At 71.7% G+C, this 23,830-nt stretch carries 20 protein-coding genes; 11 read left to right on the top strand and 9 right to left on the bottom strand.

The window, feature by feature from the left end:
- Nucleotides 1-5: 5 nt before the first annotated feature.
- Together IEZ27_RS41375 and IEZ27_RS41370 are read right to left on the bottom strand one after the other, a co-directional pair.
- The gene (locus tag IEZ27_RS41375) at nt 6-452 is read right to left on the bottom strand and encodes a MarR family winged helix-turn-helix transcriptional regulator (protein ID WP_221762696.1); all 447 of its coding nucleotides are present in this window, start codon (nt 450-452) and stop codon (nt 6-8) included.
- A gap of 125 nt (nt 453-577) precedes the next feature.
- Nucleotides 578-2,014 (bottom strand): NCS2 family permease, encoded by a 1,437-nt coding sequence (locus tag IEZ27_RS41370; protein ID WP_189652350.1) that lies wholly within the window; start codon nt 2,012-2,014, stop codon nt 578-580.
- Nucleotides 2,015-2,104: 90 nt separating this feature from the next.
- On the opposite strand from IEZ27_RS41370, the gene IEZ27_RS41365 reads away from it, so the two are divergent.
- Together IEZ27_RS41365 and IEZ27_RS41360 are read left to right on the top strand one after the other, a co-directional pair.
- Nucleotides 2,105-2,317, top strand: a complete 213-nt coding sequence (locus IEZ27_RS41365; protein WP_189652259.1) for a DUF2530 domain-containing protein — start codon at nt 2,105-2,107, stop codon at nt 2,315-2,317.
- Between the two features lie 92 nt (nt 2,318-2,409).
- Entirely contained in the window at nt 2,410-3,870 is a 1,461-nt protein-coding gene (locus tag IEZ27_RS41360; protein ID WP_189652258.1) for an alpha/beta hydrolase, read from the top strand.
- Between the two features lie 38 nt (nt 3,871-3,908).
- Here IEZ27_RS41360 and IEZ27_RS41355 read toward each other — a convergent pair whose 3' ends face one another.
- Both IEZ27_RS41355 and IEZ27_RS41350 read right to left on the bottom strand, forming a co-directional pair.
- Nucleotides 3,909-6,941 (bottom strand): sacsin N-terminal ATP-binding-like domain-containing protein, encoded by a 3,033-nt coding sequence (locus IEZ27_RS41355; protein ID WP_189652257.1) that lies wholly within the window; start codon nt 6,939-6,941, stop codon nt 3,909-3,911.
- A gap of 86 nt (nt 6,942-7,027) precedes the next feature.
- Nucleotides 7,028-7,840 (bottom strand): DUF3027 domain-containing protein, encoded by an 813-nt coding sequence (locus tag IEZ27_RS41350; protein WP_189652256.1) that lies wholly within the window; start codon nt 7,838-7,840, stop codon nt 7,028-7,030.
- A gap of 125 nt (nt 7,841-7,965) precedes the next feature.
- Between IEZ27_RS41350 and IEZ27_RS41345 the strand changes: the two genes are divergently transcribed.
- On the top strand, nt 7,966-9,474 hold the full coding sequence (locus IEZ27_RS41345; protein WP_189652255.1) for an MFS transporter: 1,509 nt from the start codon (nt 7,966-7,968) through the stop codon (nt 9,472-9,474).
- Here IEZ27_RS41345 and IEZ27_RS41340 read toward each other — a convergent pair.
- Both IEZ27_RS41340 and IEZ27_RS41335 read right to left on the bottom strand, forming a co-directional pair.
- Nucleotides 9,471-9,866: a cold-shock protein gene (locus IEZ27_RS41340; protein WP_125647446.1), complete on the bottom strand. Its 396-nt coding sequence runs from the start codon at nt 9,864-9,866 to the stop codon at nt 9,471-9,473. The genes IEZ27_RS41345 and IEZ27_RS41340 overlap by 4 nt on opposite strands.
- An 89-nt stretch (nt 9,867-9,955) precedes the next feature.
- Nucleotides 9,956-10,564: an HAD family hydrolase gene (locus IEZ27_RS41335; protein WP_229824803.1), complete on the bottom strand. Its 609-nt coding sequence runs from the start codon at nt 10,562-10,564 to the stop codon at nt 9,956-9,958.
- A gap of 112 nt (nt 10,565-10,676) precedes the next feature.
- Between IEZ27_RS41335 and IEZ27_RS41330 the strand changes: the two genes are divergently transcribed.
- From IEZ27_RS41330 to IEZ27_RS41320, 3 genes are all read left to right on the top strand, one after another.
- Entirely contained in the window at nt 10,677-11,066 is a 390-nt protein-coding gene (locus IEZ27_RS41330; protein ID WP_189652254.1) for a hypothetical protein, read from the top strand.
- 34 nt (nt 11,067-11,100) lie between these two features.
- On the top strand, nt 11,101-11,751 hold the full coding sequence (locus IEZ27_RS41325; protein WP_189652253.1) for a TetR/AcrR family transcriptional regulator: 651 nt from the start codon (nt 11,101-11,103) through the stop codon (nt 11,749-11,751).
- 291 nt (nt 11,752-12,042) lie between these two features.
- Nucleotides 12,043-14,373: a helicase-associated domain-containing protein gene (locus IEZ27_RS41320; protein ID WP_189652252.1), complete on the top strand. Its 2,331-nt coding sequence runs from the start codon at nt 12,043-12,045 to the stop codon at nt 14,371-14,373.
- A gap of 25 nt (nt 14,374-14,398) precedes the next feature.
- On the opposite strand, the gene IEZ27_RS41315 is transcribed toward IEZ27_RS41320, so the two are convergent.
- On the bottom strand, nt 14,399-15,814 hold the full coding sequence (locus IEZ27_RS41315; RefSeq protein WP_189652251.1) for a hypothetical protein: 1,416 nt from the start codon (nt 15,812-15,814) through the stop codon (nt 14,399-14,401).
- Nucleotides 15,815-16,233: 419 nt separating this feature from the next.
- Here IEZ27_RS41315 and IEZ27_RS41310 point away from each other — a divergent pair, with 419 nt between their 5' ends.
- From IEZ27_RS41310 to IEZ27_RS41300, 3 genes are all read left to right on the top strand, one after another.
- Nucleotides 16,234-17,709 (top strand): AMP-binding protein, encoded by a 1,476-nt coding sequence (locus IEZ27_RS41310; protein WP_229824802.1) that lies wholly within the window; start codon nt 16,234-16,236, stop codon nt 17,707-17,709.
- Between the two features lie 88 nt (nt 17,710-17,797).
- Nucleotides 17,798-18,151 carry a hypothetical protein gene (locus IEZ27_RS41305; RefSeq protein ID WP_189652249.1) on the top strand — a complete coding sequence of 118 codons (354 nt, stop codon included), beginning with the start codon at nt 17,798-17,800 and terminating at the stop codon, nt 18,149-18,151.
- Between the two features lie 67 nt (nt 18,152-18,218).
- Complete coding sequence (locus tag IEZ27_RS41300) at nt 18,219-19,871, top strand: DNA repair helicase XPB (RefSeq protein ID WP_189652248.1); 1,653 nt, start codon at nt 18,219-18,221, stop codon at nt 19,869-19,871.
- 222 nt (nt 19,872-20,093) lie between these two features.
- Here IEZ27_RS41300 and IEZ27_RS41295 read toward each other — a convergent pair whose 3' ends face one another.
- Nucleotides 20,094-20,429, bottom strand: a complete 336-nt coding sequence (locus IEZ27_RS41295; RefSeq protein WP_189652247.1) for a hypothetical protein — start codon at nt 20,427-20,429, stop codon at nt 20,094-20,096.
- Nucleotides 20,430-20,549: 120 nt separating this feature from the next.
- Between IEZ27_RS41295 and IEZ27_RS41290 the strand changes: the two genes are divergently transcribed.
- Complete coding sequence (locus tag IEZ27_RS41290; RefSeq protein ID WP_189652246.1) at nt 20,550-22,550, top strand: HelD family protein; 2,001 nt, start codon at nt 20,550-20,552, stop codon at nt 22,548-22,550.
- Between the two features lie 62 nt (nt 22,551-22,612).
- Nucleotides 22,613-23,143 (top strand): YbhB/YbcL family Raf kinase inhibitor-like protein, encoded by a 531-nt coding sequence (locus IEZ27_RS41285; protein ID WP_229824801.1) that lies wholly within the window; start codon nt 22,613-22,615, stop codon nt 23,141-23,143.
- 102 nt (nt 23,144-23,245) lie between these two features.
- Here the strand turns inward: IEZ27_RS41285 and IEZ27_RS41280 are convergent, their stop codons facing one another.
- Nucleotides 23,246-23,572 (bottom strand): hypothetical protein, encoded by a 327-nt coding sequence (locus IEZ27_RS41280; RefSeq protein ID WP_189652245.1) that lies wholly within the window; start codon nt 23,570-23,572, stop codon nt 23,246-23,248.
- Between the last annotated feature and the right edge of the window lie 258 nt (nt 23,573-23,830).

The following is a 23,830-nucleotide window of genomic DNA, read 5'->3' as shown; positions in this document are numbered from 1 at the left end:
AGGTTCTATATCCTGCTGAGCTTCTCCAGGATCGGCGCCGCCTGCCGCAGGATCGACCGCTCCTCCGGTGAGAGCTCCTTCAGCCGCTGTGTCAGCCACGCCTCCTTGCGACGGCGTTCCTCCTTCAGCAACGTCAGGGCGGCCTCGGTCACGGTCACGGTCACCTGGCGCCGGTCGGTCGGATGCGGGGTGCGGGCGACCAGGCCGCGTTCCTCTAGCGTGGCGATCACGCGCGTCATCGAGGGCGGCTGCACCTTCTCTAGCTCGGCCAATTCGCCGGGGGTTATCCCGGAATGCCGTTCCACGGCGGCGAGCGTCGCGAACTGGGTGGGCGTCAGCGAGTGCGCCGCCGCCTGACGCCGGAGTCGCCTGGTCAGCCTTGCGTTCGACACGCGCAGGGCTGAGGCCAGGCCCGCGTCGCTGCGCAGGTCCATCTTGGGCTGGTTGTTCATTAGCACGTCTCATTACCTTTGCTAACTATATGCGAAGGCAAGATATTTCCCTAGGTCGGTTCGTCTCACTCCTTGATACCCAGAAGCCGCCCCACTCGCGCGGGGCGGCTGCTGATTTCCGGAGATCAGACTCCCAGCGCGGCCCGGATCGGGCCGATGGCGAAGTAGACGACGAACAGCGCGGTCACGCCCCACAGCAGCGGGTGGACCTCGCGCGCCTTGCCCCGTACGACCTTGATCAGCACGTAGCTGATGAAGCCGGCGCCGATGCCGTTCGAGATGGAGTAGGTGAACGGCATGACCACGATGGTGAGGAACGCCGGGATGGCGATCTCGAAGTCGTCCCAGTCGATGTCGCGGATGGCGGTCATCATCAGGAAGCCGACGACGACCAGCGCGGGCGTGGCGGCCTCGTACGGCACGACGGCGACCAGCGGCGCGAAGAAGATGGCCACCAGGAACAGCACGCCGGTGACCACGCTGGCCAGGCCGGTCCGGGCGCCCTCTCCGACGCCGGCGGCCGACTCGATGTAGGTGGTGTTCGAGGAGACCGAACCGGCGCCGCCGGCCGCCGCGGCGATCGAGTCGACGAGCAGGATCTCCTTGGTACGCGGCAGCGTGCCGTCGGCCTGGACCAGCCCGGCCTGGCGGCCGACGCCGACGATCGTGCCCATCGTGTCGAAGAAGTCGGTGATCAGCAGGGTGAACACGAACAGCACGGCCAGCAGCACGGAGATCCGGCTGAAGGCGCCGAACGGGTCGAACTCCGTGAACAGCACGAGCGGGTTGTGGAAGCCGAAGATCTGGTCGGCGGCGGGAAGGGCGGGGACGTTGAGCTGCCAGCCGCCGGCGTTCTCCGGCGAGGCCGCGCCCACCTTGGTCAGCGCCTGGACGACGATCGCCAGCACGGTCGAGCCGACGATGCCGATCAGGATCGCGCCCTTCACCTTCCGCGCCACCATGGCCGCCGTGGCCAGCAGGCCCACGATGAACACGAGAACGGGCCACGAGGTGAGCTGGCCACCGATGCCCAGCTCCAGCGGCGTGCCCGCGGCCTTGCGCACGAACCCGGCGTCCACGAAGCCGATCAGCGCGATGAACAGGCCGATGCCGACACTGATCGCGGTCTTGAGCTGGGCCGGGATGGCGTGGAACACCGCCGTGCGCAGCCCGGTCAGCACCAGGATCGCGATGATGACGCCTTCGAGGAAGACCAGGCCCATCGCCTCCTCCCAGCTCATCACCGTGGCGATGTTGAAGGTCACGAAGGCGTTCAGCCCGAGCCCGGCGGCCATGGCGAACGGCACCCGGCCGACGACGCCCATGATGATCGTCAGGACGCCGGCCACGAACGCCGTGCCCGCGGCGACCAGCGCCACCTGCGGCGTCGTGCCGTCACCGATGACCTCACCGTCGATGTCCTTGCCGGTGGCAATGATGATCGGGTTCAGCACCACGATGTAGGCCATGGTGAAGAACGTGGCCAGGCCGCCACGTACCTCACGGGAGATCGTCGAGTCTCGTTCAGAGATGGCGAAGAAACGGTCTATTGCGTTACGCATGTCACTCACGCGCGAAGAGTGACAGTAGTGGTGAAATGGGAAAAGTGTCCGCAATCGGATCGAGACCCGATTGGAAGCTAGGCTGGACCCGTGAAGCAGCAGTGGCACCCCGATCCCGAGCCGATCAAGACCAACGACACGGCCGCCGTCGGGGTCGGCACCGCCCTGTGGGCCGTCGCGCTGATCGTTCTGCTGATCTTCCGTCCGGCCCCCGAGAACACGTGGTGGATCTGGACCTGCGCCACCGGGGTCGCCTTCGGCCTGTTCGGCATGTGGTTCGTCCGGCGCGCGCACCGCGGTTGACATTCATCATCTTCCGGACATCTCCGAAGTCATCAGATACCGATGTCTCTCCCCACTACCTGGGCGAACGCCGTCCCACGAGGCTGGTCAGCATGAAGAAGGCCGTGTTGACGATCCTCCTGGGCGCCGCCGTACTCGCGGGCTGCGGCACCACGGGCGAGCCCGCGAAGCAGGCCGGCCCCGGCAAGGGCGGCGTCGCCTGGAGCCGGTGCACCGGGCTGACCGGGCCCGACGGCCGGCCGCTGCCCGCCGACGCGGCGATCCAGTGCGGGGCCGTACAGGTGCCTCTGGACTACGACGAGCCCGGCGGCCGGAAGATCGACCTGGCGCTGATCCGGGTCAAGGCCACCGGCGACCCCCTCGGCTCGCTGGTCTTCAACTTCGGCGGGCCGGGGGCGTCCGGCGTGGACACGCTGGCCATGGCCGCCAAGGCGTTCGGCAGCCTCGGCACCCGCTACGACCTGGTCAGCTTCGACCCCCGCGGCGTCGAACGCAGCTCGGGCGTCAAGTGCGGCGGCGAACTCGACGCCCTCCTCGCCGCGCCCACGGGGGCCGACGGCGACGCGATGTCGAAGAAGTTCGCGGCCGCCTGCGAGAAGGACTCGGGCGAGATCCTGCCCCACGTGGGCACCGTGAACGCCGCCGAGGACCTCGACCGCATCAGGGCCGCCCTCGGCGACCGGCGGCTCAACTACTTCGGCTTCTCCTACGGCACCCACCTCGGCGCCGTCTACGCCACCCGTTTCCCCGCGAACGTCGGCCGCTTCGTCCTCGACGGCGCCTTCGACCCCACGGTCACCTACGAGGAACGCGCCGTCACCCAGGCGACCGGCTTCGCCCACGCCTTCGACGCGTTCGCCCGAGACTGTGTGGCGCGGACCTGCGACCTCGGCACGGACCCGGCCGCCGTACGCGGCGCCGTCGAGAAGCTGCTCGACGGCCTCAAGAGCAAGCCGCTCGACGTCGGCGGCCGGCAGCTCACGTACGGCCTGGCCCAGCTCGCCGTCATCACCCCGCTGTACGCCAAGGCCGCCTGGCCGGTGCTGGAGCAGGCCGCCGCGGCCGGGATCAAGGGCGACGGCACCGCCCTGCTCACCCTGGCCGACTCCTACACCGGACGCCGCCCCGACGGCACCTACTCCACCGCGATGACCAGCATGCAGGCCATCACCTGCGCCGACACCACCGAACGCCCGACCGCCGCCGACATGGCCCGGATCGACGACAGGATCAAGAAGGTCTTCCCGATCCTGTCCGCGGACGGCACCGCCACCGCCTGCGGCCACTGGCCCGTGCCCGGCGACGACGCCGCCAAGCGCATCGACGCCACCGGTTCGGCGCCCATCGTGGTCGTCGGGGGCAAGGGCGACCCGGCCACGCCGTACGAGTGGGCGACCCGGCTCAACGCCAAGCTCAGGACCGGCGTGCTCCTGACGTACGAGGGCGAGGGGCACGGGGCGTACCTGAGCGGGGACGGGTGCGTGACGCGCACGGTGGACGCGTACCTGCTGAACGGGAAGGTGCCGGCCGCCACGACCTGCCCGGCGGCCTGACCGAGGGGCCGCCCCTGCCAGAGGGCGGCCCGCCGGACTCAGGACAGGTCGGCCTCGGCCAGCAGCAGCGGCACCGCCTCCGGGTCGCGCAGCAGCGCGGCCACGGCCAGCCGGTCGTTCCACTGGCCCGTCGCCCAGGCCAGCCCCCGGGCCAGCCCGTCGACGCCGGTGCAGTGGACCGCGCCCTCGAAGAACCGCCACGTGCAGGCGACCCCGTCGACCAGCAACTTCTCGTGCTCCACGTACGTCTCGGGAGCCGCCGGCAGCAGCGAGCGCACCTGCGGCGGCACCTGGCGCACCTCGCCCTGCGAGGTCACCTCGCCGGTCGCCAGCTCACCGGCCAGCGGCAGGTCGAGCAGCTCCGTCAGCGCCTCGGCCAGGTCGTACGGGGCCAGCACCAGCGGCCGGTCGGTGACGAGCTGGAGCAGGTCGGGCGCCTCGACCACCACCGCGTCCTCGGCGGCGGCCACCACGATGTCGCCACCGAGCACCGCGCGCACCCGCGCGGGCGGCTCGACCCGGGCCGGGTCGACGGCGGCCAGCGCGATCCACAACGCCCGGAGCTGCGCCCGGTCGACCTCGATCGCCGGGTCGGCCATCAGCTCCAGCAACTCCTCTGGACCGCCGTGGGCGGCCAGCAGCTCGGCGAGCGTGGTGCGTACGCCGAGCATCGACAGCGCGGCCTCGTCGAGCCCGGCCGGCGCGTCGGCGTAGAGGCCGTGCAGGAGCGGGTCGGCGCCGGGCAGCCGCAGCTCAAGCGGCTTGCGCCCGCCGAGCACCGGATGGTTGGCCAGCCACCACGCGGTGTAGGAGGGCACCTCCACGCCCTCGACCCGCAGCGGGTGCAGCGCGGCCCGCAGCGGCGGCCTGGTCAGCAGCGTGAGCGCGGCCTCCCAGTCGGCCACCAGCTCAAGGTCGCGCACCGCCGCGAACTCGGCCACGACCGGCGGCACCGCGAGGTCGGGCAGCAGGTCGAGCACGTGGTCGAGCCATTCGTCCTCGCCGTCGAGGTCGTGGTCGCAGTCGTCCTGGTCGAGCAGCACGTCGGAGTCGTGCGCCACGGCGAACCCGTCGAGCACGCCCGCCGCCGCGAGCACCCGCGGCCCGTAGGTCTCCACCAGCTCGGGCGCGGCCACCCCGAGGTGGCTGTCGGGGGCGAGCAGCCCGGCCAGGGCCCCGTCGGCGAGCATCAGCTCACCGGCCGGGTAGAGCTCGCCGTCAGCGCCGCGCAGCGCCAGCTCGGCCAGCCACGGCGCCTCGCCGGCGACCAGCCCGGACGCCGCCACCAGCGACAACACGGCCCGCGCGACCGGCTCGGGGTCGGGGCTGTCGAGCGACTGCGCGACAGCGGCCTTGGTCAGCGGGTCTTCGAGCACCGTGCGGGGCGTGGCCTCGGCGGCGCCCAGCCTGAGCAGCGCCTGATGGGCCGCCTCCGGATGCACGATGCGCAGCCCGAGCGGGGTGAGGTCGAGGTCGGCCCCGCCGTCGGTCAGGATGAGCGTGCCGCGCGGGCCGCGTACCAGGCGGCCGTCGGTCAGCGGCACCGGCAGCGCGCCCAGCGACTCGGGGTCGTCGGCGGGCAGCACCTCGTACAGGGAACGCCACCAGGACGGCTCGCGCGCCTCCACGGCCTCGCCGGACAGCAGGTCGACCACGTCGGCCAGCTCGACCCGGCGCACGCCCAGGGCGACCATGGCGGGATGCCTGGCGGGCCACCCGGCCGGCAGCAGCCCCGGCACGAAGTCGGCCACGGTGGTCAGCAGCTCGGCGGTCGCGCCGGCCACGACGGCCGCCTCCCGGCCCGCCACCACCCAGCCGTCACCTTCCGGCTCCCGCGCCGGATGCTCGACCTGCCACTCGGCGTCGGGCTCGTAGACCTCGGCCTCGGCGAAGGAGGGGGTCTGGACCGCGGGCGCGGGCGCCGACAGCGCGGGCAGCAGCGGCGCGGACGGCAGGCGTTCGAGCACGGCCCGCCGGACGCGGGCGTCGAGCTCGCCCTTGCCCATGAGGGAGGGCACCAGGTCGAGCAGCCTGGACGTGCGCGGCAGCTCGCCCAGCAGCCGGACGTAGGCGTCGGCCACCCGCTCGACCAGGAAGTCGGTGAGTGGCCCCTTGGCGACGTGCCGCCGGTCGGTGGCCATCGGGAAGGACGCGATCAGCAGCGCGGGCAGGTCGATCGGCTCGTCGCTGGGCGTCGGCGCGTGCACGACGGGCGGCACGGCGGCGGGCAGCGGGCCGGGCTCGCCGGTGCCGGTGACGGGCACCGCCCAGCGCAGCGACCAGAAGGGACGGGCCCGTTCCTCGGTCGGCCGGTCGGCGAACAGCCTGGCGACCTCGTCGGGGGTGAACTCGCCCGACTCCGACACGACGTGCCAGCCGTCGGCCACGACCGTACGGGTGGCGCCGTCGAGGTCGATCTCGATGGCCTCCAGCGCGGGCAGGCCGAGCAGCAGCGCCGGACTGGTCTCGGCCAGCATCGCGCGTACGGCGTCGACCGCCGCGGCGTCGCGCAGCGGCAGCCGGACGAGCGTGTCGAAGCCCTCCGGCACCTCCAGCGGCGGCGCCTCGAACGGCAGCCGGAGCAGCGGCACGTGGCCCGCCCGACCGGCCAGCTCACCGGCCAGCACGGGGACGCCGGCGACCAGCTCGGTGGTCTCGGCGCGCGACCAGCGCACCGCGTCGCCGCCGCGCGAGCCGATGGCCGGCTCGTCGCAGACCGAGACGACGGCCGCGAAGCCCACGCCGAACCTGCCGGCCGCGCCGATCTCGTCGCGCTTGCCCGACACGCGCAGCGTGGACAGGCCCTCCACGCCGGTCGCGTCGAGCGGGGCGCCGGTGTTGGCGGCCGTCAGCACGTCGCCGCGCAACGTCAGCCGCAACACCCCTGGCACCCCCGCGCGCAGCGCCGCGTCCGCGGCGTTCTGGGCGAGCTCGACGATCAGCCGGTCGCGGTAGCCGCCGAGCGCGAAGTCCTCCTCGGCGTTGGCGTCCTCGCGGAAGCGGGCGGGCGAGGCCGTCCACGCGGAGAGGACGGCGGCTCGCATCCGGTCAGTGCCAAAGGTGTCGGTCATCGATCACGATCCTGGTCGAGTGAAGAGGGGCCAGGGTAGGTTAGCCCCCCTGACCGACGAAACCGCCGTTCCGCGCTCGTGCCTCGTCAGGAGTGGCCGGGCTCGTCGTCGGCGGACACGTCAGCGGATGCGTCGGCCGAGCCCTCCTCCTCTTCGATCAGGTCGTAACCCAGGTCGTCGAGGATCGGGATGGCCTGTTCGGCCGGCGGGGGCAGCACGGCCGCCTCCGAGTGGGCGCCGCAGCCGTGGTCGGCGGCGACGACCCTGCCGTCGTCGGGGGCGTACTCGTTGGTGCAGACGCCGAACGACAGCCGCAGCTCACCGGAGAGCAGCCAGTAGAACCCGCAGGTGGAACACTGCGCGGGCGCGGCGTGTGCGATCGGAGTATGCGGCCCGTGCTCGCCCGCGTGCCAGCGTCTGGCAGCCCGGTCTCTGCCGATGGCCGAGAGCACACGGGCTCGACCCAGGCCGTACTCGAAAACCATCTGACGATCGGCGTCTTCGTCGAGCTCGGTGAAACCGGGCGCGAGCCTGTCGTCGTCGTCGGGGGTCGGCAGCAGGTCGCCGACGCCCAGGTCACCCGGTCGCAGCCGCTCGCTCCACGGCAGCCACTCGGGGGCGAGCAGCGCCCCCGCGCCGGGCAGCAGCACCGCCTCGCTGACCGTGACCTTCTTCGCGCGCGAGGCGCGGGTGACCGTGATGGCCCACCGCCAGCCGCGATAGGCCCGGTCGAGGCAGGCGAAGTAATGGGTGACGATCCGGTCGCCCTCGCTCTCGAAGCCGAGGTGCTCGCCGGGCTCGCCCGGGTGCGCCAGCTCCTGCGCCGCGGCGCGCGCCAGATCGACTGCGGCGACACAGGCCTGGTCGGGAGCGGGGACGCGGGCCCGGGTGCGGCTCATCGGACCGCCTCCGCCTGAAGGTGCTGTTCGCTCACACTTCATTCTCACCCATGGGCGGACCGGGCAGGCCCATAACCACCGATCCGGGGCTGAGAACAGGGGTGAATCGGGTAAGACTGGTAGGCGTGGGGGGCGGCTGGGAACAGGCTCGGGACATCTCGCGGCGGGTGGCGCACGCCATCGCCGGCGCGGGCCGGGCCGGCGTGCGCGCGAGCCGGGCCGGCGCCAACGGCACCGTCCGCGCGGGCCGCGCCACCGCCAGGGGCGCTCACAAGGTGGGCAGGGCGACCCGCCGGCTCACGTACGCGGGCGGCGCGGGGCGTACCGGGCTCGGCCGGCTGATCGAGTTGTCGGCGGGCAACAGCGCCGCCGACGCCCTCGTCACGGTCGCCCTGGCCAGCACGGTGTTCTTCGGCGTGCCGGTCGGCGAGGCGCGCGGGTCGGTCGCGCTCTACCTGGTCATCACGATGTTGCCGTTCGGGCTGCTCGCGCCGTTCGTGGGGCCGATCCTCGACCGGTTCAGGTCGGGCCGCCGGTACGTGATGGCGGGCACGCTGTTCGGCCGGGGGCTGCTCTGCTTCGCGATGGCCGCCGGCGTGGGGGCGGGCGACCTGCCGACGTTGTTCATCGGCGCGCTGGGTGTGCTGGTGTTGTCGAAGGCGTACAACGTGTCGCGGGCGGCGATCATGCCGAGCGTGTTGCCCGCCGACATCACGCTGGTCTCGGCCAACGCGCGGGTGGCGCTGTTCACGCTGGTGACGGCGGGGGCGGCGGTGTCGGCCGGCGCGGGCCTGACCGCGTGGCTGGGCAGCGCGGTGGTGCTGCGCGTGGCGATGCTGGCCTTCCTGCTGCTCGGCGTCCTCGCCGTACGGCTGCCGCGGCACGTCGACTCGCCCGACCAGGAGGAGGAGGGCGAGGCGCCGCGCTGGCGCACCCTGCTCAAGGTGGGCCCGGCGGTGGCCGAGGCGGTCTGGGCCAACCTGGCGCTCCGGATCTTCTCCGGGTTCCTGGTGTTCTTCCTGCTCTTCCTGGTCCAGGACAAGGCGGTGCCGTGGCTGGCCCAGCCGGTGGCGGGCCTCTCGTTCTTCGACGTGCCGAAGACGATCGGGCTGCTCGCGCTCGCGGCCGGACTGGGCGGCCTGATCGGCGCCGCGGTGGCCAACTGGACGCGCAACAACGCGCCGCAGGTGATCGTGCTGGTCACGCTGGCGGTGACGGCCGCGACCACGATCGCCGCGGCGGTCTTCTTCGGCCTGTGGGCCGCGCTGGCGGTCTCGCTGGTCACGGCGTTCGCACAGGAGCTGGGCAAGCTCGCCCTCGACGCGATCGTGCAGCGGGAGATCGGCGAGGAGGTGCGCTCGTCCACGTTCGGGGTGGTGGAGGCGGTGTTGCAGCTCGCCTGGGTGTTCGGCGGCCTGGTCGGGCTGGTGTTGTCGCTGACCCGCAGCGCCCTGGCCGGGTTCGTCGCGCTGGCGGTCGTGCTGACCGGCGCCCTCGGCTGGCTGCTGGTCACCCGGCGGGGACGGGTGCGGGCGGCCAACGCCAAGCTGGCCAGGCAGCGGGCCGAGGCCCCCGATCAGCAACGGACCGAGACCCCCGACCACACCAAACCCCTGACGAACCCCAACGGTTAGGCGTCGAGGTCGTCCGCGACGGCCCTGAGCACCTGGGCGATCTTCTTGGCGTGCGCCGCCTCGGGCTGCTTGCCCCGCTGGTACGAGGTCGAGACGCCGTCGAGCAGCTTGATCAGGTCTTCGACGATGACGACCATCTCGTCGGGCTTCTTCCGCTTGCCCTTGGGCTTCGTCTTGGCCAGGGTCGGCGGCTGTTCCAGGATCCTGACCGACAGCGCCTGCTGGCCCCTGCGTCCCTCGGCCACGCCGAACTCCACCTTCTGGCCTGGTTTGAGCGGCCCGGCGTTTGTGGGAAGCGCGGAGGAATGCACGAAGACCTCACCGCCGTCGTCGCGGGTGAGGAAGCCGAAACCCTTGTCGGCGTCGTACCACTTGACCTTGCCACTCGGCACAGGAGGACCTCGTTCAAACAGTCGAAAAGGATGAATGGATGTAGGTTATGCCCCGAAGCGCGCCGAGGCGACCGGGAAAATACCGGCAATTACCGTAGTTCGTCGCGCGTACGCCATCCGACGAACCAGTCCGCGAATTCGGTCAGGTCGCCGAGCGCCACATCGGCTCCGTGCTCACGCAGCTCTCCCACCGTGTAAGGGCCCGTCGCGACGGTCACGCTCATGGCGCCGCCCGCGCGCGCCGCCTCGATGTCGGCGACATGGTCACCAACATAAGCCGCCGCGCCGAAGCGCGCGAGTGCCGATCCCTTGGCGGCGCCGAACACCGATCCGACCACTTCGTCCACCTCAAGGCCGAGCAGTTCGACGGTTCCCGCGGCGTCGCGCGGGTTCTTGCCCGTCACCACGATCACCCGGCCCCCGCGGGCCCGTACGGCGGCGATGGCCTCGTACGCGCCCGCCATCGCGGTGTGCACGGGAACGCCCACGGCGGGATAGATCTCCCGGAACAACGTGGCCGCCGCCGGAATGGCCTCGGCCGGCATCCAGTTGGCCAGCTCGTACTCCAACGGCGGCCCCAGCCGGGTGATGATCTGCCCGCTGTCGATGGGCAGGCCCAAACGGCTTGACAGCTCGTCGTAAACAGCCGCGATGCCGGATCGTGTGTCGGCCAATGTCATGTCCAGGTCGAAACCCACCGAGGTACTCACCCGTGCAGGATGCCAAACGCCGCTTCGATGGCGGTAACGACCCTTGTTGCGGGACTCCGGGAATGGGAAGAAAGGAATTACTTATCGGAGAGGAGTGTCCGTGTCAGAGACCCCCGGGACACCCGGCACACAGGATCGGCTCGTCGCCGCCGCTCCACGCCCCCACCGGCCCGCCCGGCCGGGCGGCACGCCGGTCACGGTCTGGCGGCGCGTGGTGGCGTCCGTGGCGTACGTGGTCCGGGTCGCGTCCAGGACGGCCGCGCTGGCCCTGGCGCTGTATGCCCTGTTCACGGTCTTCCGGGCGAACCCGGCCAACGCCTGGTACCAGCTCGTCGAGTCGCTCGCCACGTGGTTGTCGCTGGGCCTGGCCAACCTGTTCCAGCTCGCCGACCCGCGCTGGACCACGCTCGTCAACCTCGGGCTGGCCGCGGTCGTGTGGCTCGTGGCGGGTTCGGCGTTGGCGAGCCTCATCAAGCGTGCCGCGCCCTAACGACTACTCTCATTGCGGAGGTATCTGCATAGACATGACCAGATCGACCCGTGAGCGGATCATCGACGAGGCCCTGCGGCTGTTCGCCGAGCGTGGCTACTCCGCCACGTCCGTGGCCGAGATCGAGGCCGCCTCAGGGCTCTCTCCCGGCGCGGGAGGGCTCTACAGGCACTTCAAGTCCAAGTACGAGGTGCTGGCGGCCGCGATCAACGAGCATGCCACCCGTACGAGGAGTCAGGTCGCCGAGAGCCTGGCCGAGCTGAACACCCTGGAGGCCGCCGCCGGCCTGGAGGAGCGCCTGTCGCTCGTGTGCCGGGCGGGCCTGGCCAAGGTCCGGGAGGAGTCGGAGCTGACCCGGGTGTTCTTCCGTGACCTGAGCCAGTTCCCCGAGCTGGTCGCGGTGGTGCGCGAGGGGCTGCTCCAGCCCATGTTCGACGCGATCACCACCTGGTTCCGTGCCCAGCCCGAGTACGCCGACTCCAAGGTCGACTGGACGGGCATCGCCGCGGTGCTCGGCGGCTCGGTGGTCCACTACCGGCTGTTCCAGGAGACCGTGGGCGAGATGCCGGGCCACGCGGAGAAGGACCAGTTCGTCGCCGCCTGGGTACGCCTGGCCGTCGGCCTGCTCCCCAGCCTCGGCTCGGCCGCCTGGAGCCCGCCGGCCAGCACGCCGCCGGCCGCGTAGCCGAACAGCGCCGGCACCCGGAAGATCGCCACGGCCGGCAACCCGAACGGCACCAGCAGCGCGACGGCGGCCGGCTCGCGAGGATGCTCCCTGAGTACGGTCCTGGTGTCCCCGCCGCTCGGTCTCGATCCCGGCCCGCAGCCGCCGCGCGAAGTCGAGCCGCTGGTCGGGCCTGAGCACGCCGTGCGCGGCGTCGGCCGCCTTGCTGACGTAGTTCAGGACCAGTTGGTCCGCGCGCTCTATCACGTCTGGCAATGCTGCCCCGATCAGGGGGGACATACCATGGCAACGATGGAGTTCACGGAGTGGATCAGGGGGCGCACCGACGAACAGCTTCGGGCGCTCGTCTCCGCGCGCCCCGAGTTGATCACTCCGGTGCCCGCGCATCTTGAGGGTCTGGCCGTACGCGCCGCCAGCCCTTCGGCGATCGGCAGGGTGCTCGACCGGCTCGACCGGTTCACGCTGGCGGTCGTCGAGACGATGGCCGTACAGGAGGGGCCGGTGACGAAGGCGGCGCTGCGCGGCCTCGTCGGACGGGCGCTGGCGGCGGGCCGCCCCGAGCCCGCGCTCTCCGCGGCCCTCGACCGGCTGCGTGACCTGGCCCTGGTCTTCGGCCCCGACAACGCGCTCGACCTCGGGCCGGGCGTGCGCAAAGTGCTGGAGGAGCCCGCCGGGCTCGGGCCGCGGGCGGTCGAGGTGTTCCGGCACCACCCGCCCGAGCAGCTCGACGAGATGGCCGACGACATCGCCCCCGGCTCCTCCGGGCCCGGCAAGGAGCGGCTGGCCGCCGCGCTGGCCAGCCCGGCGGCCCTGGTCGAGGCGGTCTCGCCCGAGGCCAGGGGCGCGCTCGACCAGCTCGTGTGGGGGCCGCCGACCGGCCGGGTGCCCAACGCCAGGCGCGAGGTGCGCGTGGCCTCCGCGCGTTCGCCGATCGAGGAGCTGCTGGCGCGCGGGCTGCTCGCGGCCACCGGCGAGGAGAGCGTGACGCTGCCCCGCGAGGTGGGTCTCCACCTGCGCGGCGGGCGCGTCCACCGTGACCTGCTGGCCGTGCCGCCCGCCCTCGCCGGGACCGCGCGCGACCACGAACTGGCCGACCGTACGGCGGCGGGCCAGGCGTTCTCGTTCGTCAGGTCCGTGGAGGAGCTGTGCGAGCGGTGGAGCGTCGATCCGCCGGGCGTGCTGCGCACCGGCGGGCTCGGCGTACGTGACATGAAGCGCACCGCGACCGAGCTGGACCTGCCCGAATGGGCGGCGGCGCTGGTCGTCGAGGTGGCGCACGCGGCGGGGCTGATCGCGGCGGGCGGCGGCGTCGACGGCGAGTGGCTGCCCACCTCCGGCTACGACCTCTGGCGGGTCAGGGCCACCGCCGACCGCTGGGTGACGCTCGCGGCGACCTGGCTGCACATGGACCGCGTGCCCGGCCTGGTCGGCGAGCGCGACGACCGCGACCGGCCGCTCAACGCCCTGCACACCGACCTGCGCCGGGCCTCCGCCCCTGGGGTGCGCACGGCCGCGCTCGGCGTGCTGGCCGCCGCGCCGGGCCTCGCGCCCGCCCGCGACTCCGTGCTCGAACGCCTGGCCTGGGAGCAGCCGCGCCGGCGCGGGCCGCTGCGCGAGCAGCTCACCGACTTCGCGCTGCGCGAGGCCGAGCAGGTCGGCATGACCGGGCTCGGCGCGCTGTCCGGCCACGGGCGGGCGCTGCTGGAGGGCGGCGACGCTGCGGGGGTGCTCGCGCCGCTGCTGCCCGAGCCCGTCGACCACGTGTTGTTGCAGGCCGACCTCACCGCCGTCGCCCCCGGGCCGCTGACCAGCGAGCTCAACCGCTGGATGACGCTCACCGCCGACGTCGAGTCCAAGGGCGGCGCGACCGTCTACCGGTTCGGCGAGAGCTCGATCCGGCGTGCCCTCGACGCCGGGCACGGCGGCGAGGAGCTGCTGGCGATGCTGGCCCGCCATTCGGCCACGCCGGTGCCGCAGGCGCTGTCCTACCTGGTGACCGACGTGGCCCGGCGCCACGGGCGGATCCGGGTGGGCACGGCGAGCGCGTACGTGCGGTGCGACGATCCGGCGCTGCTCGACCAGATCACCGCCGACCGCCGCTCGGCCGCGCTGCGCCTGCGCCGGCTGGCCCCCACGGTGATCGCCTCGCGCTCGTCCAGGGCGGCGCTGGTCGACTCGCTGCGGGCCATGGGGTACGCCCCCGTCGCCGAGTCGCTCGACGGTGACGTGATCATCTCCCAGCTCGACAGCAGGCGTACCGAGGGGGTGGCGCCCGTACGCGCCGTGGCCTCGGTCAACGGGCTCGATCCCGAGGTCGCGTCGGCGGCCGTACGCGCGCTGCGCGCGGGGGACGCGGCCCACCTGGCGCGGCGCGAGCCGGTCGACGCCCCTGGCGGTGCGGTGCCCCGGGGGCCCGCGACGGCGACGATCTCGGCCCTCCAAGATGCCATCAAACAGGGCGTACGGGTGTGGATCGGCTACCTCGACTCCCAAGGCAACGCCACCTCGCGCATCCTGGAGCCGGCCCGGATGGAGGGCGGCTACCTGACCGCGTACGACGAGACCAGGGCGGCCGTCCACCGCTTCGCCCTCCACCGCATCACCGGCGTCGCCGGCCTCTGACGACGACTCCGCCCTGCCGGGGCGGTCAGTGTTCCGAGGTGAGGCGGCGCATCGTACGGGCGTGCTCGTCGTCGCGCTCGCGTGCCTGCGCCGCCAGCAGGGTGAGCGCGCGGGCGGCCACCCCGGCAGCGGGCCCCTGGCCGGCGGCCAGCCGCCACAGACGGCTCACCGCGTCGGCCGGGTAGCGCAGGGACAACCCGCCGCACAACGCCACCGCCGCCGCGACCGCCCGCGGGTCCGCCGGGTCCCGCGACCAGGCGAGCGCGAGCCGCAGCGCCTCGGGGGCGAGGGCGTCGTCGGCGCACATGTACGACAACGCGCAGCCCGCCGCCAGCCGCTCGTCCGGCCCGCCCTGGGCCCACACCTCCAGGAACTCCTGCTGCGCCTCCCTGAGCGAGCAGGCGGCCAGCAGCGCCACCCCTTCGGCCGCCCCCAGCCGTACGCCGGGCTCCTGACCGGCCAGCGAGCGCACCCATTCGCGCAGCGGCTGCCACAACCAGAAGCCGTACCGGGCGACGAGTTCGCCGAGCACCTGGGCACGGTGGTGCGGCACGCGGAAGACGGTGTCGCCGTCGCGGACACCGATCAGGGGGTGGGGCGCGCCGGTCGGCTGCGGTCCGGCCTCGTGGGCCTGCCAGATCCGCTCGAACCCGGCGAGCTGGCGGGCGAACTCCGGCTCGGGCAACCCGTGCGCGAACACCAGCGCCGCCACCGCGCGTACCTCGTGCATCGGCGGTTTGGTGTCGAACCAGGCCGGCACCTCCTCGCCGACCGGCTCGTCGTCGCGTACCAGACGGGTGGCCAGGCGGACGACCTCGGCGGGGGTGGGCAGCGCCAGCGCGCGGACCCGGGCGGTGGCGGCCCCGGCCGGGACGCTGCGACCGCCGAACGAGCTCAGGTACAGGTCGAACAGGTCACCGGGGTCGGGGGCGCGCCACGGCTGTTCGACCTCGACCGCCTGCGAGGGGGCGCCGCTCCTGGTGATCACCAGGTACGAGCCCAGCTCGGCGAGCTTGCGGGCCAGGTTGAGCAGCTCGGTCCGGTCGGTGCTCCCGGCGATCCAGTCGTGCAGCAGGTACGCCCGCCCCGGCCCGTACTCGGTCCTGGACAGCAGGTCGGCGGCGCTGCCGGCCGGCGAGAGCACGGTGATCCTGCCCTCGGCCAGCGACATGCGCGACAACAACGCGATGGCCCCGAGCCGCCGGCCCATGTCCTCCTCGCCCACCAGTACGAGCAGGTGGCGTACGGACAGCCGGCGCACCGCGTCGGGGAAGCCGGCGGGCTCCAGGTAGGAGCGCAGCAGGGTGTCGGCCGCGCGCCGGTCGAGGTCGCGGGTGACCGGGTGGGCCACGGGCCGGAGCTGTTCGGTGATGGCGATGATGCTCTCCGTGAACGATTTGTCGTCGAGGTCGGCGGCGCCCGGTTCAGGCGTGTCGGTCACGAAGTCACCTCGGGCCTTACTGGAAAGTTTTCTTCGGAAGATGTTTTTGCCGGAACCTTTTGTCCGGCGAGTTTCCGCGGCTTATGCAGTGAGCGTGCGTCGCTCGGTCGCCGCCGTTCTGACCAGGTGTTCCTCTCGATGCTCGCGGCAATGGCCGCCGGCGCGCACATGTCGATCATGTCCTCCATCGCTCTCGGCGACGAGCCGGTAACAAAACCGAAGGGAACGGTCAGGCAGCACGAGATCTTAGTTCTCCAACCATTACACGACTTCGCGCCACCCGAAAACTCGAATGATCCTCTAGGTTGAAATAGGGTCATTTACCGGGCATGAGAGCATCAGCCACAATCCTTAGTCAAGACCAGTCGCGGGAACATGCAGGGTTGACTGCGCGCGGCCACTCCCCTCAGGTTGTGCATGTGACCGAGCAAACGCTGGGCCAGCTGGCCGAGGAGTCCTGGAACCGCTTCGACGACCACGAGTCTGTGTTCTACGAAGGGGTCTGGCACCGCAGCCACACACTCGCCGAACGCGCGCGCCGGATGTGCGGCGGATTCGTCGAGGCGGGGATCAGGCCCGGCGACCGGGTGGTCGTGATGATGGCGACCTCTCCCGAGGTCCCGATCGTCTACCAGGCGTTGTGGGCGGCGGGCGCGGTGGTGACGCCCGTGGTCTTCCTGGTGGGGGTCGAGGAACTGCGGCACATCCTGGCCGACAGCGGCGCGTCCGCCGTCGTCACCTCGCCCGAGCTCGCGGAGACCGTACGGGCCGCCGCCGCCGACGTCCCCGTCTTCGTGGACACCGCCGGGCTGGAGAGCGCCGCCGAGCACGGACGGGTTCGCAGGGACCCCGGCGACCTGGCCGCGCTCATGTACACCGGCGGCACCACGGGCGCCGCGAAGGGCGTCATGCTGAGCCATCACGGGTTGTGGCAGGTGGCGAAGGACGCCTACACAATGTCCCACCAAGACGGGAAAAATCGTGCAATTGTGCCCGTGCCGCTTTCGCATGCGTACGGGTTGATCATCACTGTGGCCGGCATGCACGCGACCGAGCCGCAACAAGCCGTGCTCATGCGCTGGTTCGAACCGGAGGCGTTCCTGAAACTGGCCGCCGAGCAGCACGTCCAGTACGGCACCGTCGTCCCCGCCATGATCCAGATGCTCCTCGCCCAGCCGCTGGAGTCCCACCCGCTCCCCGACCTGGCCTACCTCACCTGCGGCGCGGCGCCGCTGGGCCGCGAGGCGCTGGAGGAGTTCGAGCGCCGGATGCCCGGCGTACAGATCCTGGAGGGCTACGGCCTGACCGAGACCAGCGCCGTCACCACCTTCAACCCGCCGGGCAGGCGCAGGGCCGGCAGCGTCGGCCTGCCGCTGGCCGGCTACACGATCACCGTCCGCGACTCCGAGGGCGAGGCGGTGGAGGCCGGTGACGTCGGCGAGATCTGCGTCGCCGGCGACTCCCTGATGCTCGGCTACTGGGGCGAGCACGAGCCCGACCCCGAGGGCACCGCGCTGGTCGGCGGCGAGCTGCGCACCGGCGACATCGGCTGCGTGGACGACGACGGCTATCTCTACATCGTGGACAGGAAGAAGGACCTGATCATCCGCGGCGGCTTCAACGTCTTCCCCCGCGACGTCGAGGACGCCCTCAACCAGCATCCCGACGTGGTCATGTCCGGCGTCGTCGGCCGTCCCGATCCGCGTGTGGGCGAGGAGGTCGTGGCGTTCGTGCAGCTCAGGCCGGGGGCCGAGGCGAGCGCCGAGGAGCTGGCCGAGTGGGCGCGCGACCGGGTCGGGCGGGTGAAGTACCCGCGCGAGGTGCGGTTCGTGGAGTCGATCCCGGTCACCAGCGTGCTCAAGCTCGACAGGAAGGCGCTGCGCGGCCGGCTCTGACGGGCCCCACGCGATCCGGCCCCGGCGCGCGCACCGGGTCAGCCACGTCTGCATTCCGTGATAAACGTTGACGTGTCTGGAGGTGAGCGTGAGTCAAGAGGACCCGGCGGGTTACCCCCACCTGCCCTACGGAGCGCCCTACGGCGAACAACCGCCTCCGCAGTACGGCTACGGCTACGGCCCGCCGCCGCGGCGCGACGAGGGCCCGCAGACCAGCGCCATCGTCGCGGTCGTGCTCAACTTCCTGTCCCTCGCCTCCTGCTGCAACGTGTTCGGCCTGCCCGGCGGCATCCTCGCCACGGTCGCGCTGACGCGGGCCCGGGAGCGGCCGGCCAGCGCGCGTTCGCTGCTGCTCTGGAGCTGGGTGTTGTTCGGCTGCGGGCTCGTCCTGAACGTCGCGCTCTTCCTCTTCCTGGGGCTCACCGGCCGCCTTGACGACTGATCGATTACCCGTTCCGGGACTGTTCCTGCCCTCGTGTGTGTTGGATAAGGGTCAACCGTAGGAAGGGATGTCCGTGAACGACGGCCCGCTCATCGTCCAGTCGGACAAGACACTGCTGCTCGAGGTCGACCACGAGAAGGCCGACGCGTGCCGCAAGGCGATCGCGCCGTTCGCCGAGCTCGAACGCGCGCCCGAACACGTCCACACCTACCGCGTCACGCCACTCGCCCTGTGGAACGCGCGGGCCGCCGGCCATGACGCCGAGCAGGTCGTCGACGCGCTGATCGGCTTCAGCCGCTACCCGGTGCCGCACGCGCTGCTCGTCGACATCGCCGAGACCATTGCGCGCTACGGCCGCCTGCGCCTGGAGAAGGACCCGGTCAACGGCCTGGTCCTGACCTCGACGGACCGCGCGGTGCTCGAAGAGGTGTTGCGGTCCAAGAAGATCCAGCCGATGCTGGGCGAGCGCCTCGGCGCCGACTCTGTCATCGTGCACCCGAGCGACCGCGGCAACGTCAAGCAGGCGCTGCTCAAGCTGGGCTGGCCCGCCGAAGACCTGGCCGGCTACGTCGACGGCGAGCACCACCCCGTCAAGCTGCTGCAGGACGGCTGGGAGCTGCGCCCCTACCAGCGCGAGGCGGCCGACGCCTTCTGGCACGGCGGCTCCGGCGTGGTCGTGCTGCCCTGTGGCGCGGGCAAGACCATCGTGGGCGCGGCGGCCATGGCCCACGCGCAGGCCACCACGTTGATCATGGTGACCAACACGGTCAGCGCCCACCAGTGGAAGACCGAGCTGCTCAAGCGCACCTCGCTGACCGAGGACGAGATCGGCGAGTACTCCGGCACCAAGAAGGAGATCCGCCCGGTCACCATCGCCACGTACCAGGTGATGACCACCAGGCGGAAGGGCGTCTACAGCCACCTGGAGCTGTTCGACGCGCGCGACTGGGGCCTGATCGTCTACGACGAGGTCCACCTGCTGCCCGCGCCGATCTTCAGGATGACCGCCGACCTCCAGGCCCGCCGGCGGGTGGGCCTGACCGCGACGCTCGTGCGCGAGGACGGCCGCGAGGGCGACGTGTTCTCGCTCATCGGTCCCAAGCGCTACGACGCGCCCTGGAAGGAGATGGAGAACCAGGGCTGGATCGCGCCCGCCGACTGCGTCGAGGTCAGGGTCACGCTGACCGACGAGGAGCGGCTGGCGTACGCGATGGCCGAGTCCGAGGAGCGCTACCGCTTCTGCGCGACCACGCCGTCCAAGACGTACGTGACCGAGGCGCTCGTCCGCCGCCATCTGGGCGAGCAGGTGCTGGTCATCGGCCAGTACATCGACCAGCTCGACGAGCTCGGCGAGCACCTCAACGCGCCGGTCATCAAGGGCGAGACCAGGGTCAAGGAGCGCGAGCGCCTCTACCAGGCGTTCCGCGACAAGGAGATCCAGGTCCTGGTGGTGTCGAAGGTGGCCAACTTCTCCATCGACCTGCCCGAGGCGGCCATCGCGATCCAGGTGTCGGGCACGTTCGGGTCGCGGCAGGAGGAGGCCCAGCGGCTCGGGCGGGTGTTGCGGCCCAAGGCCGACGGCGGCGGCGCCCGGTTCTACACGGTGGTCAGCAGGGACACCGTCGACCAGGAGTTCGCGGCGCACCGGCAACGTTTCCTGGCCGAGCAGGGGTACGCCTACCAGATCATCGACGCCGACGACGTGCTCGGCGGGGTGTGAAGGCCGAGGTTGATTGCCCGGCCGCTCGTTCCTGAGCGGCCAGGCACGGCGTCACGTCACGTCCACGAGACTCCACGGGTCGTCGACATCGAACCACCCCCCTCACCTGCGTACTATCACGCCGCCTGCGACATACCCTCATGATCCGACAAACGCACCTGAAATGCCCGACTTTTTCGGTATTCACAGGTTCACTACCAGTCACGGATTTTGCCGGGTTCGTCAGCGCACCAGCAGGCCGCCGAGGAACAGCACTCCCCCGGCGACGACCCACGAGGCGACCCCCGCGCCCATGACCCGGCCGAACGTGCGCGGGTCGTGCCGGAAGGCGGGGAACAACCAGGCGGCCACCGTGGAGCAGACGGCCAGGACGGCGAACAGGCCCGACACCGCGGAGACCGTACTGAGGCGCCGGGAGCACGTCGTCGGGGGCTCGCCGCCCGCGCAGAACGCCTCCAGCCCCCACCCGGCGAACACCGACAACCCCCAGAGAGCCGCCAGCAGGAAACTCGCGACCGTGGGGATGATCGGCGAGAAACCGAAGCGAAGCCGCGCCACCTTCCGTCCTTACCCCGCCGCGCCTCGGGAAATGCTTTGGAGCCACCGGAGGGTGGCCGTTAAACTAGTCGATTCGCTGCCTTGACCACCTCCGTTTCCGACCATGGGAGGCGCTTTCGCATGCCCGCACACCAACTCGCTCCCGACATACCCTCTGACGTGCTCGCCGCCGAGCAGACCCACCTGGCCGAGTCCAGGGCCGCTCTCAAGGCGATGCGGGCCCACGCCCAGTCGTTGTCGGCCGACGCGGCCGGCGACTGGGTCTCGCAGCAGATCCTCCAGTCGCTGCTGGACCAGCGCGTGGCCGCCCTGGCCGACCACCCGGACACGCCGCTGTTCTTCGGCCGGCTCGACCGTGAGGCGGGCGACGACCTGCCCGTCACGATCTACGTCGGCCGCCGCCACGTGCACGACGGCACCAGCAGGCCGCTGGTCATCGACTGGCGCGCGCCGGTGTCCCGCGCGTTCTACCAGGCCAGCCCCGCCGACCCCATGAGGGTCGTACGCCGCCGCCGCTTCGGCTACCACGGCGGCGCGCTGACCGCGTTCGAGGACGAGCCGCTCGGCGAGGGCTCGGAGGTCGGCCCGTCGAAGATCCTCACCGAGGAGATCGAACGCCCGCGCACCGGCCCGATGCGCGACATCGTGGCCACCATCCAGCCCGACCAGGACGAGATCGTCCGCGCGACGCTGGCCCAGACCGTGTGCGTCCAGGGTGCGCCCGGCACCGGGAAGACCGCCGTGGGGCTGCACCGGGCGGCCTATCTGCTGTTCACCCACCGCGAGCGGCTGGCCAGGTCGGGCGTGATGATCGTGGGGCCCAACCGGGCGTTCCTGTCCTACATCTCCTCCGTCCTGCCCGCGCTGGGCGAGGTCAAGGTCGACCAGACCACGGTGGCCGGGCTGCTCGGCGAGCACGCCGCCGAGGAGGACCCGATGGTCGCCGCGGTCAAGGGCGACGCCAGGATGGCCCCGGTGCTCGAACGGGCGCTCTGGATGCACATCGTCAAGCCCGAGGAGGGCCTGGTGTTCACGAAGGGCGCCTACCGCTTCCGGGTGGCCGACTACGAGGTGCGCGAGATGGTGGCGTCCCTGCGCGGCACCACCCGCTACCTCCCGGGGCGGGCGGCGCTGGCCCAGCGCCTGGCCCACCAGGTGCTCGTCAGGATGGAGCAGCGCGGCGAGTCCCCCGACGACCGGGTCCAGGACGCCGTTGCCCGGTCGAAGCCGGTCAAACAGCTCGTCGAAACGGTGTGGCCGAAACTGACGCCCGAACAGGTCCTCCACCGACTTCTGTCAGACCCGGAATTCCTCCTAAAGGCCGCCAAATCCGATTTGTCGCCTGACGAGCAAGAAATGCTGCTTTGGCGGAAGCCATATCGGAGCTGGAAATCCGCCAAATGGTCAGCCGCCGACGCCGCGCTCCTCGACGAGCTGCGCGACCTCATGGAACGCACCCCGTCCCTGGGCCACCTCGTCGTGGACGAGGCCCAGGACCTGTCCGAGATGCAGCTCCGGGCGCTCGGCCGGCGCTGCCGCAACGGCTCGGCCACCGTGCTCGGCGACCTGGCCCAGGGCACCACGCCGTGGTCCACCAGCTCGTGGGAGACCGTGCTGAAGCACCTCGGCCAGGACGAGGGCGAGGTGACCGAGCTGACGCTCGGCTTCCGCGTGCCGCGCGAGGTGCTCGACTACGCCGCCCGCCTGCTGCCCTCGATCGCCCCCGAGCTCGCGGCCCCGCGCTCCCTGCGTCCCGGCGCGGGCTCGCTCACCGTACGGGCGGGCGGCACGGTCGCCGAGGCCGCCCGGCAGGTCCTGGCCAGGGAGGGCTCGATCGGGGTCATCGTCCCCGACGCGATGGTGGCGGCGGTCTCCGAGTCGCTGTCCGGCCTCCCGCACGCAGTGCTCGACCCCGACGCGACGCAGGAACACCGCCTGCTGATCGTGCCCGCCACCCTCGCCAAGGGTCTGGAGTACGACCACGTGATCGTCGTCGAGCCGGCCGACATCGTCGAGGCCGAGCCGCGCGGCCTGGCCCGCCTGTACGTGGTCCTGACCCGAGCGGTCACCTCGCTCACGGTCCTGCACGACAGGCCGCTCCCGGCGCAGCTCGGCGCCTGAAGGAAGGCGGGCACGGCCACTCCTAGGATGGCCTGAAGGAGCTGTCAACCTAGGAGGATGCCGTGCCCGCACCGCTTCCGCATGAACACCTGCCCTCCGTCCCCGCGCTCGTGGTGGAGAGCGACGACATCCAGGACGGCGAGCGGCTGAACGACCTCCACGTCTTCAACGACTGGGGGATGACCGGCGGGAACCTCTCGCCCCAGCTTCGCTGGTCGGGCGCCCCGGAGGGCACCCGCGGCTACGCCGTCACCTGCCACGACCCCGACGCCCCCACGGGCAGCGGTTTCTGGCACTGGGTGCTGTTCGACCTGCCCGCCGACACCGCCGGGCTCCCGAGGGGCGCGGGCACCGGCCCCGATTTCAAGGGCCTGCCCGCCGGGGCCGTCCACGCCCGCAACGACTACGGCACCAAAGACTACGGCGGCGCCGCTCCCCCGCCCGGCGACCCCCACCGCTACGTCTTCACCGTGCACGCGCTCGGCGTCGACAAGCTGGGCGTCGGCAGCGACGCGAGCCCGGCCGTGGTGGGCTTCAACATCACCGCCAACACGCTGGCCCGCGGCCACGTCATCGCGCACTTCGGCGTCTGAGGCCGGCACAACACCGCGGCGAAGGCGCCCCGCTCGCGTACGGGGCGCCTTCGTCGTGGTGCCGCGTCGGGTTTCCTACGCCCGGTGCGACCTCGACGAGGTTCAGCCGTTCCCCTGCACCACGTCGTCCGACAGCGTGATGTCCCCGGGGGCGTCCGACGACAGGTCCCCACGCGCGTACGGCGACGCGCCCTCGAAGGCGTCCGACAGGTCCCCGCGCTCGTCGGACGACGTCGACCTCGACGGTGAGGCGCAGAGGTCGCGGTCGTACAGCTCCAGGTAGCCCGTGCAGTAGGGCACGTCCACGTATTCCAGGGCCTCGTCCAGATAGCCGTGATCGTCATCGGCCTGGGCGGGCAACGTCATCGCGGCAGCCGCCGCCAGGATGACTGCGCCGAGCCCGAGAACGCGCGCGGTGCGGGAATTCATGTAACTACTCCTTTGTGAGGTGAATCGTTCACTTCATGTCGTTACTTTCCGTAGTCAATATCTACTAAACGTAATCGGATCCGGACACAACAAAAGGCGGCCGGATCCTGAGAGATCCAGACCGCCTTCTGATGCGTCAGCGACCAGGCGGAGCCTAGAAGTCCATGTCGCCGCCGCCGGGCATGCCGGCCGGAGCAGCAGGGGTCTTCTCGGGCTTCTCGGCGATGACGGCCTCGGTGGTGAGGAAGAGCGCCGCGA

Source organism: Nonomuraea spiralis, assembly GCF_014648435.1.
In the GTDB taxonomy this organism is placed as follows: Bacteria; Actinomycetota; Actinomycetes; order Streptosporangiales; family Streptosporangiaceae; genus Nonomuraea; species Nonomuraea spiralis.
The sequence above is the reverse complement of the archived record's forward strand: the minus strand, read 5'-3'. Positions and strand labels throughout refer to the sequence as shown.

Bases quoted from the DNA above. Each gene is read 5' to 3' on its own strand.
- IEZ27_RS41350 (WP_189652256.1), bottom strand. From the start codon at position 7,840: ATGAGCCGCACCCGGGCCCGCGTCCCCGCTCCCGACCAGGCCTGTGTC.
- IEZ27_RS41280 (WP_189652245.1), bottom strand. From the start codon at position 23,572: ATGAATTCCCGCACCGCGCGCGTTCTCGGGCTCGGCGCAGTCATCCTG.
- IEZ27_RS41320 (WP_189652252.1), top strand. From the start codon at position 12,043: ATGGAGTTCACGGAGTGGATCAGGGGGCGCACCGACGAACAGCTTCGG.
- IEZ27_RS41360 (WP_189652258.1), top strand. From the start codon at position 2,410: ATGAAGAAGGCCGTGTTGACGATCCTCCTGGGCGCCGCCGTACTCGCG.
- IEZ27_RS41325 (WP_189652253.1), top strand. From the start codon at position 11,101: ATGACCAGATCGACCCGTGAGCGGATCATCGACGAGGCCCTGCGGCTG.
- IEZ27_RS41290 (WP_189652246.1), top strand. From the start codon at position 20,550: ATGCCCGCACACCAACTCGCTCCCGACATACCCTCTGACGTGCTCGCC.
- IEZ27_RS41355 (WP_189652257.1), bottom strand. From the start codon at position 6,941: ATGACCGACACCTTTGGCACTGACCGGATGCGAGCCGCCGTCCTCTCC.
- IEZ27_RS41370 (WP_189652350.1), bottom strand. From the start codon at position 2,014: ATGCGTAACGCAATAGACCGTTTCTTCGCCATCTCTGAACGAGACTCG.
- IEZ27_RS41375 (WP_221762696.1), bottom strand. From the start codon at position 452: ATGAACAACCAGCCCAAGATGGACCTGCGCAGCGACGCGGGCCTGGCC.
- IEZ27_RS41300 (WP_189652248.1), top strand. From the start codon at position 18,219: ATGTCCGTGAACGACGGCCCGCTCATCGTCCAGTCGGACAAGACACTG.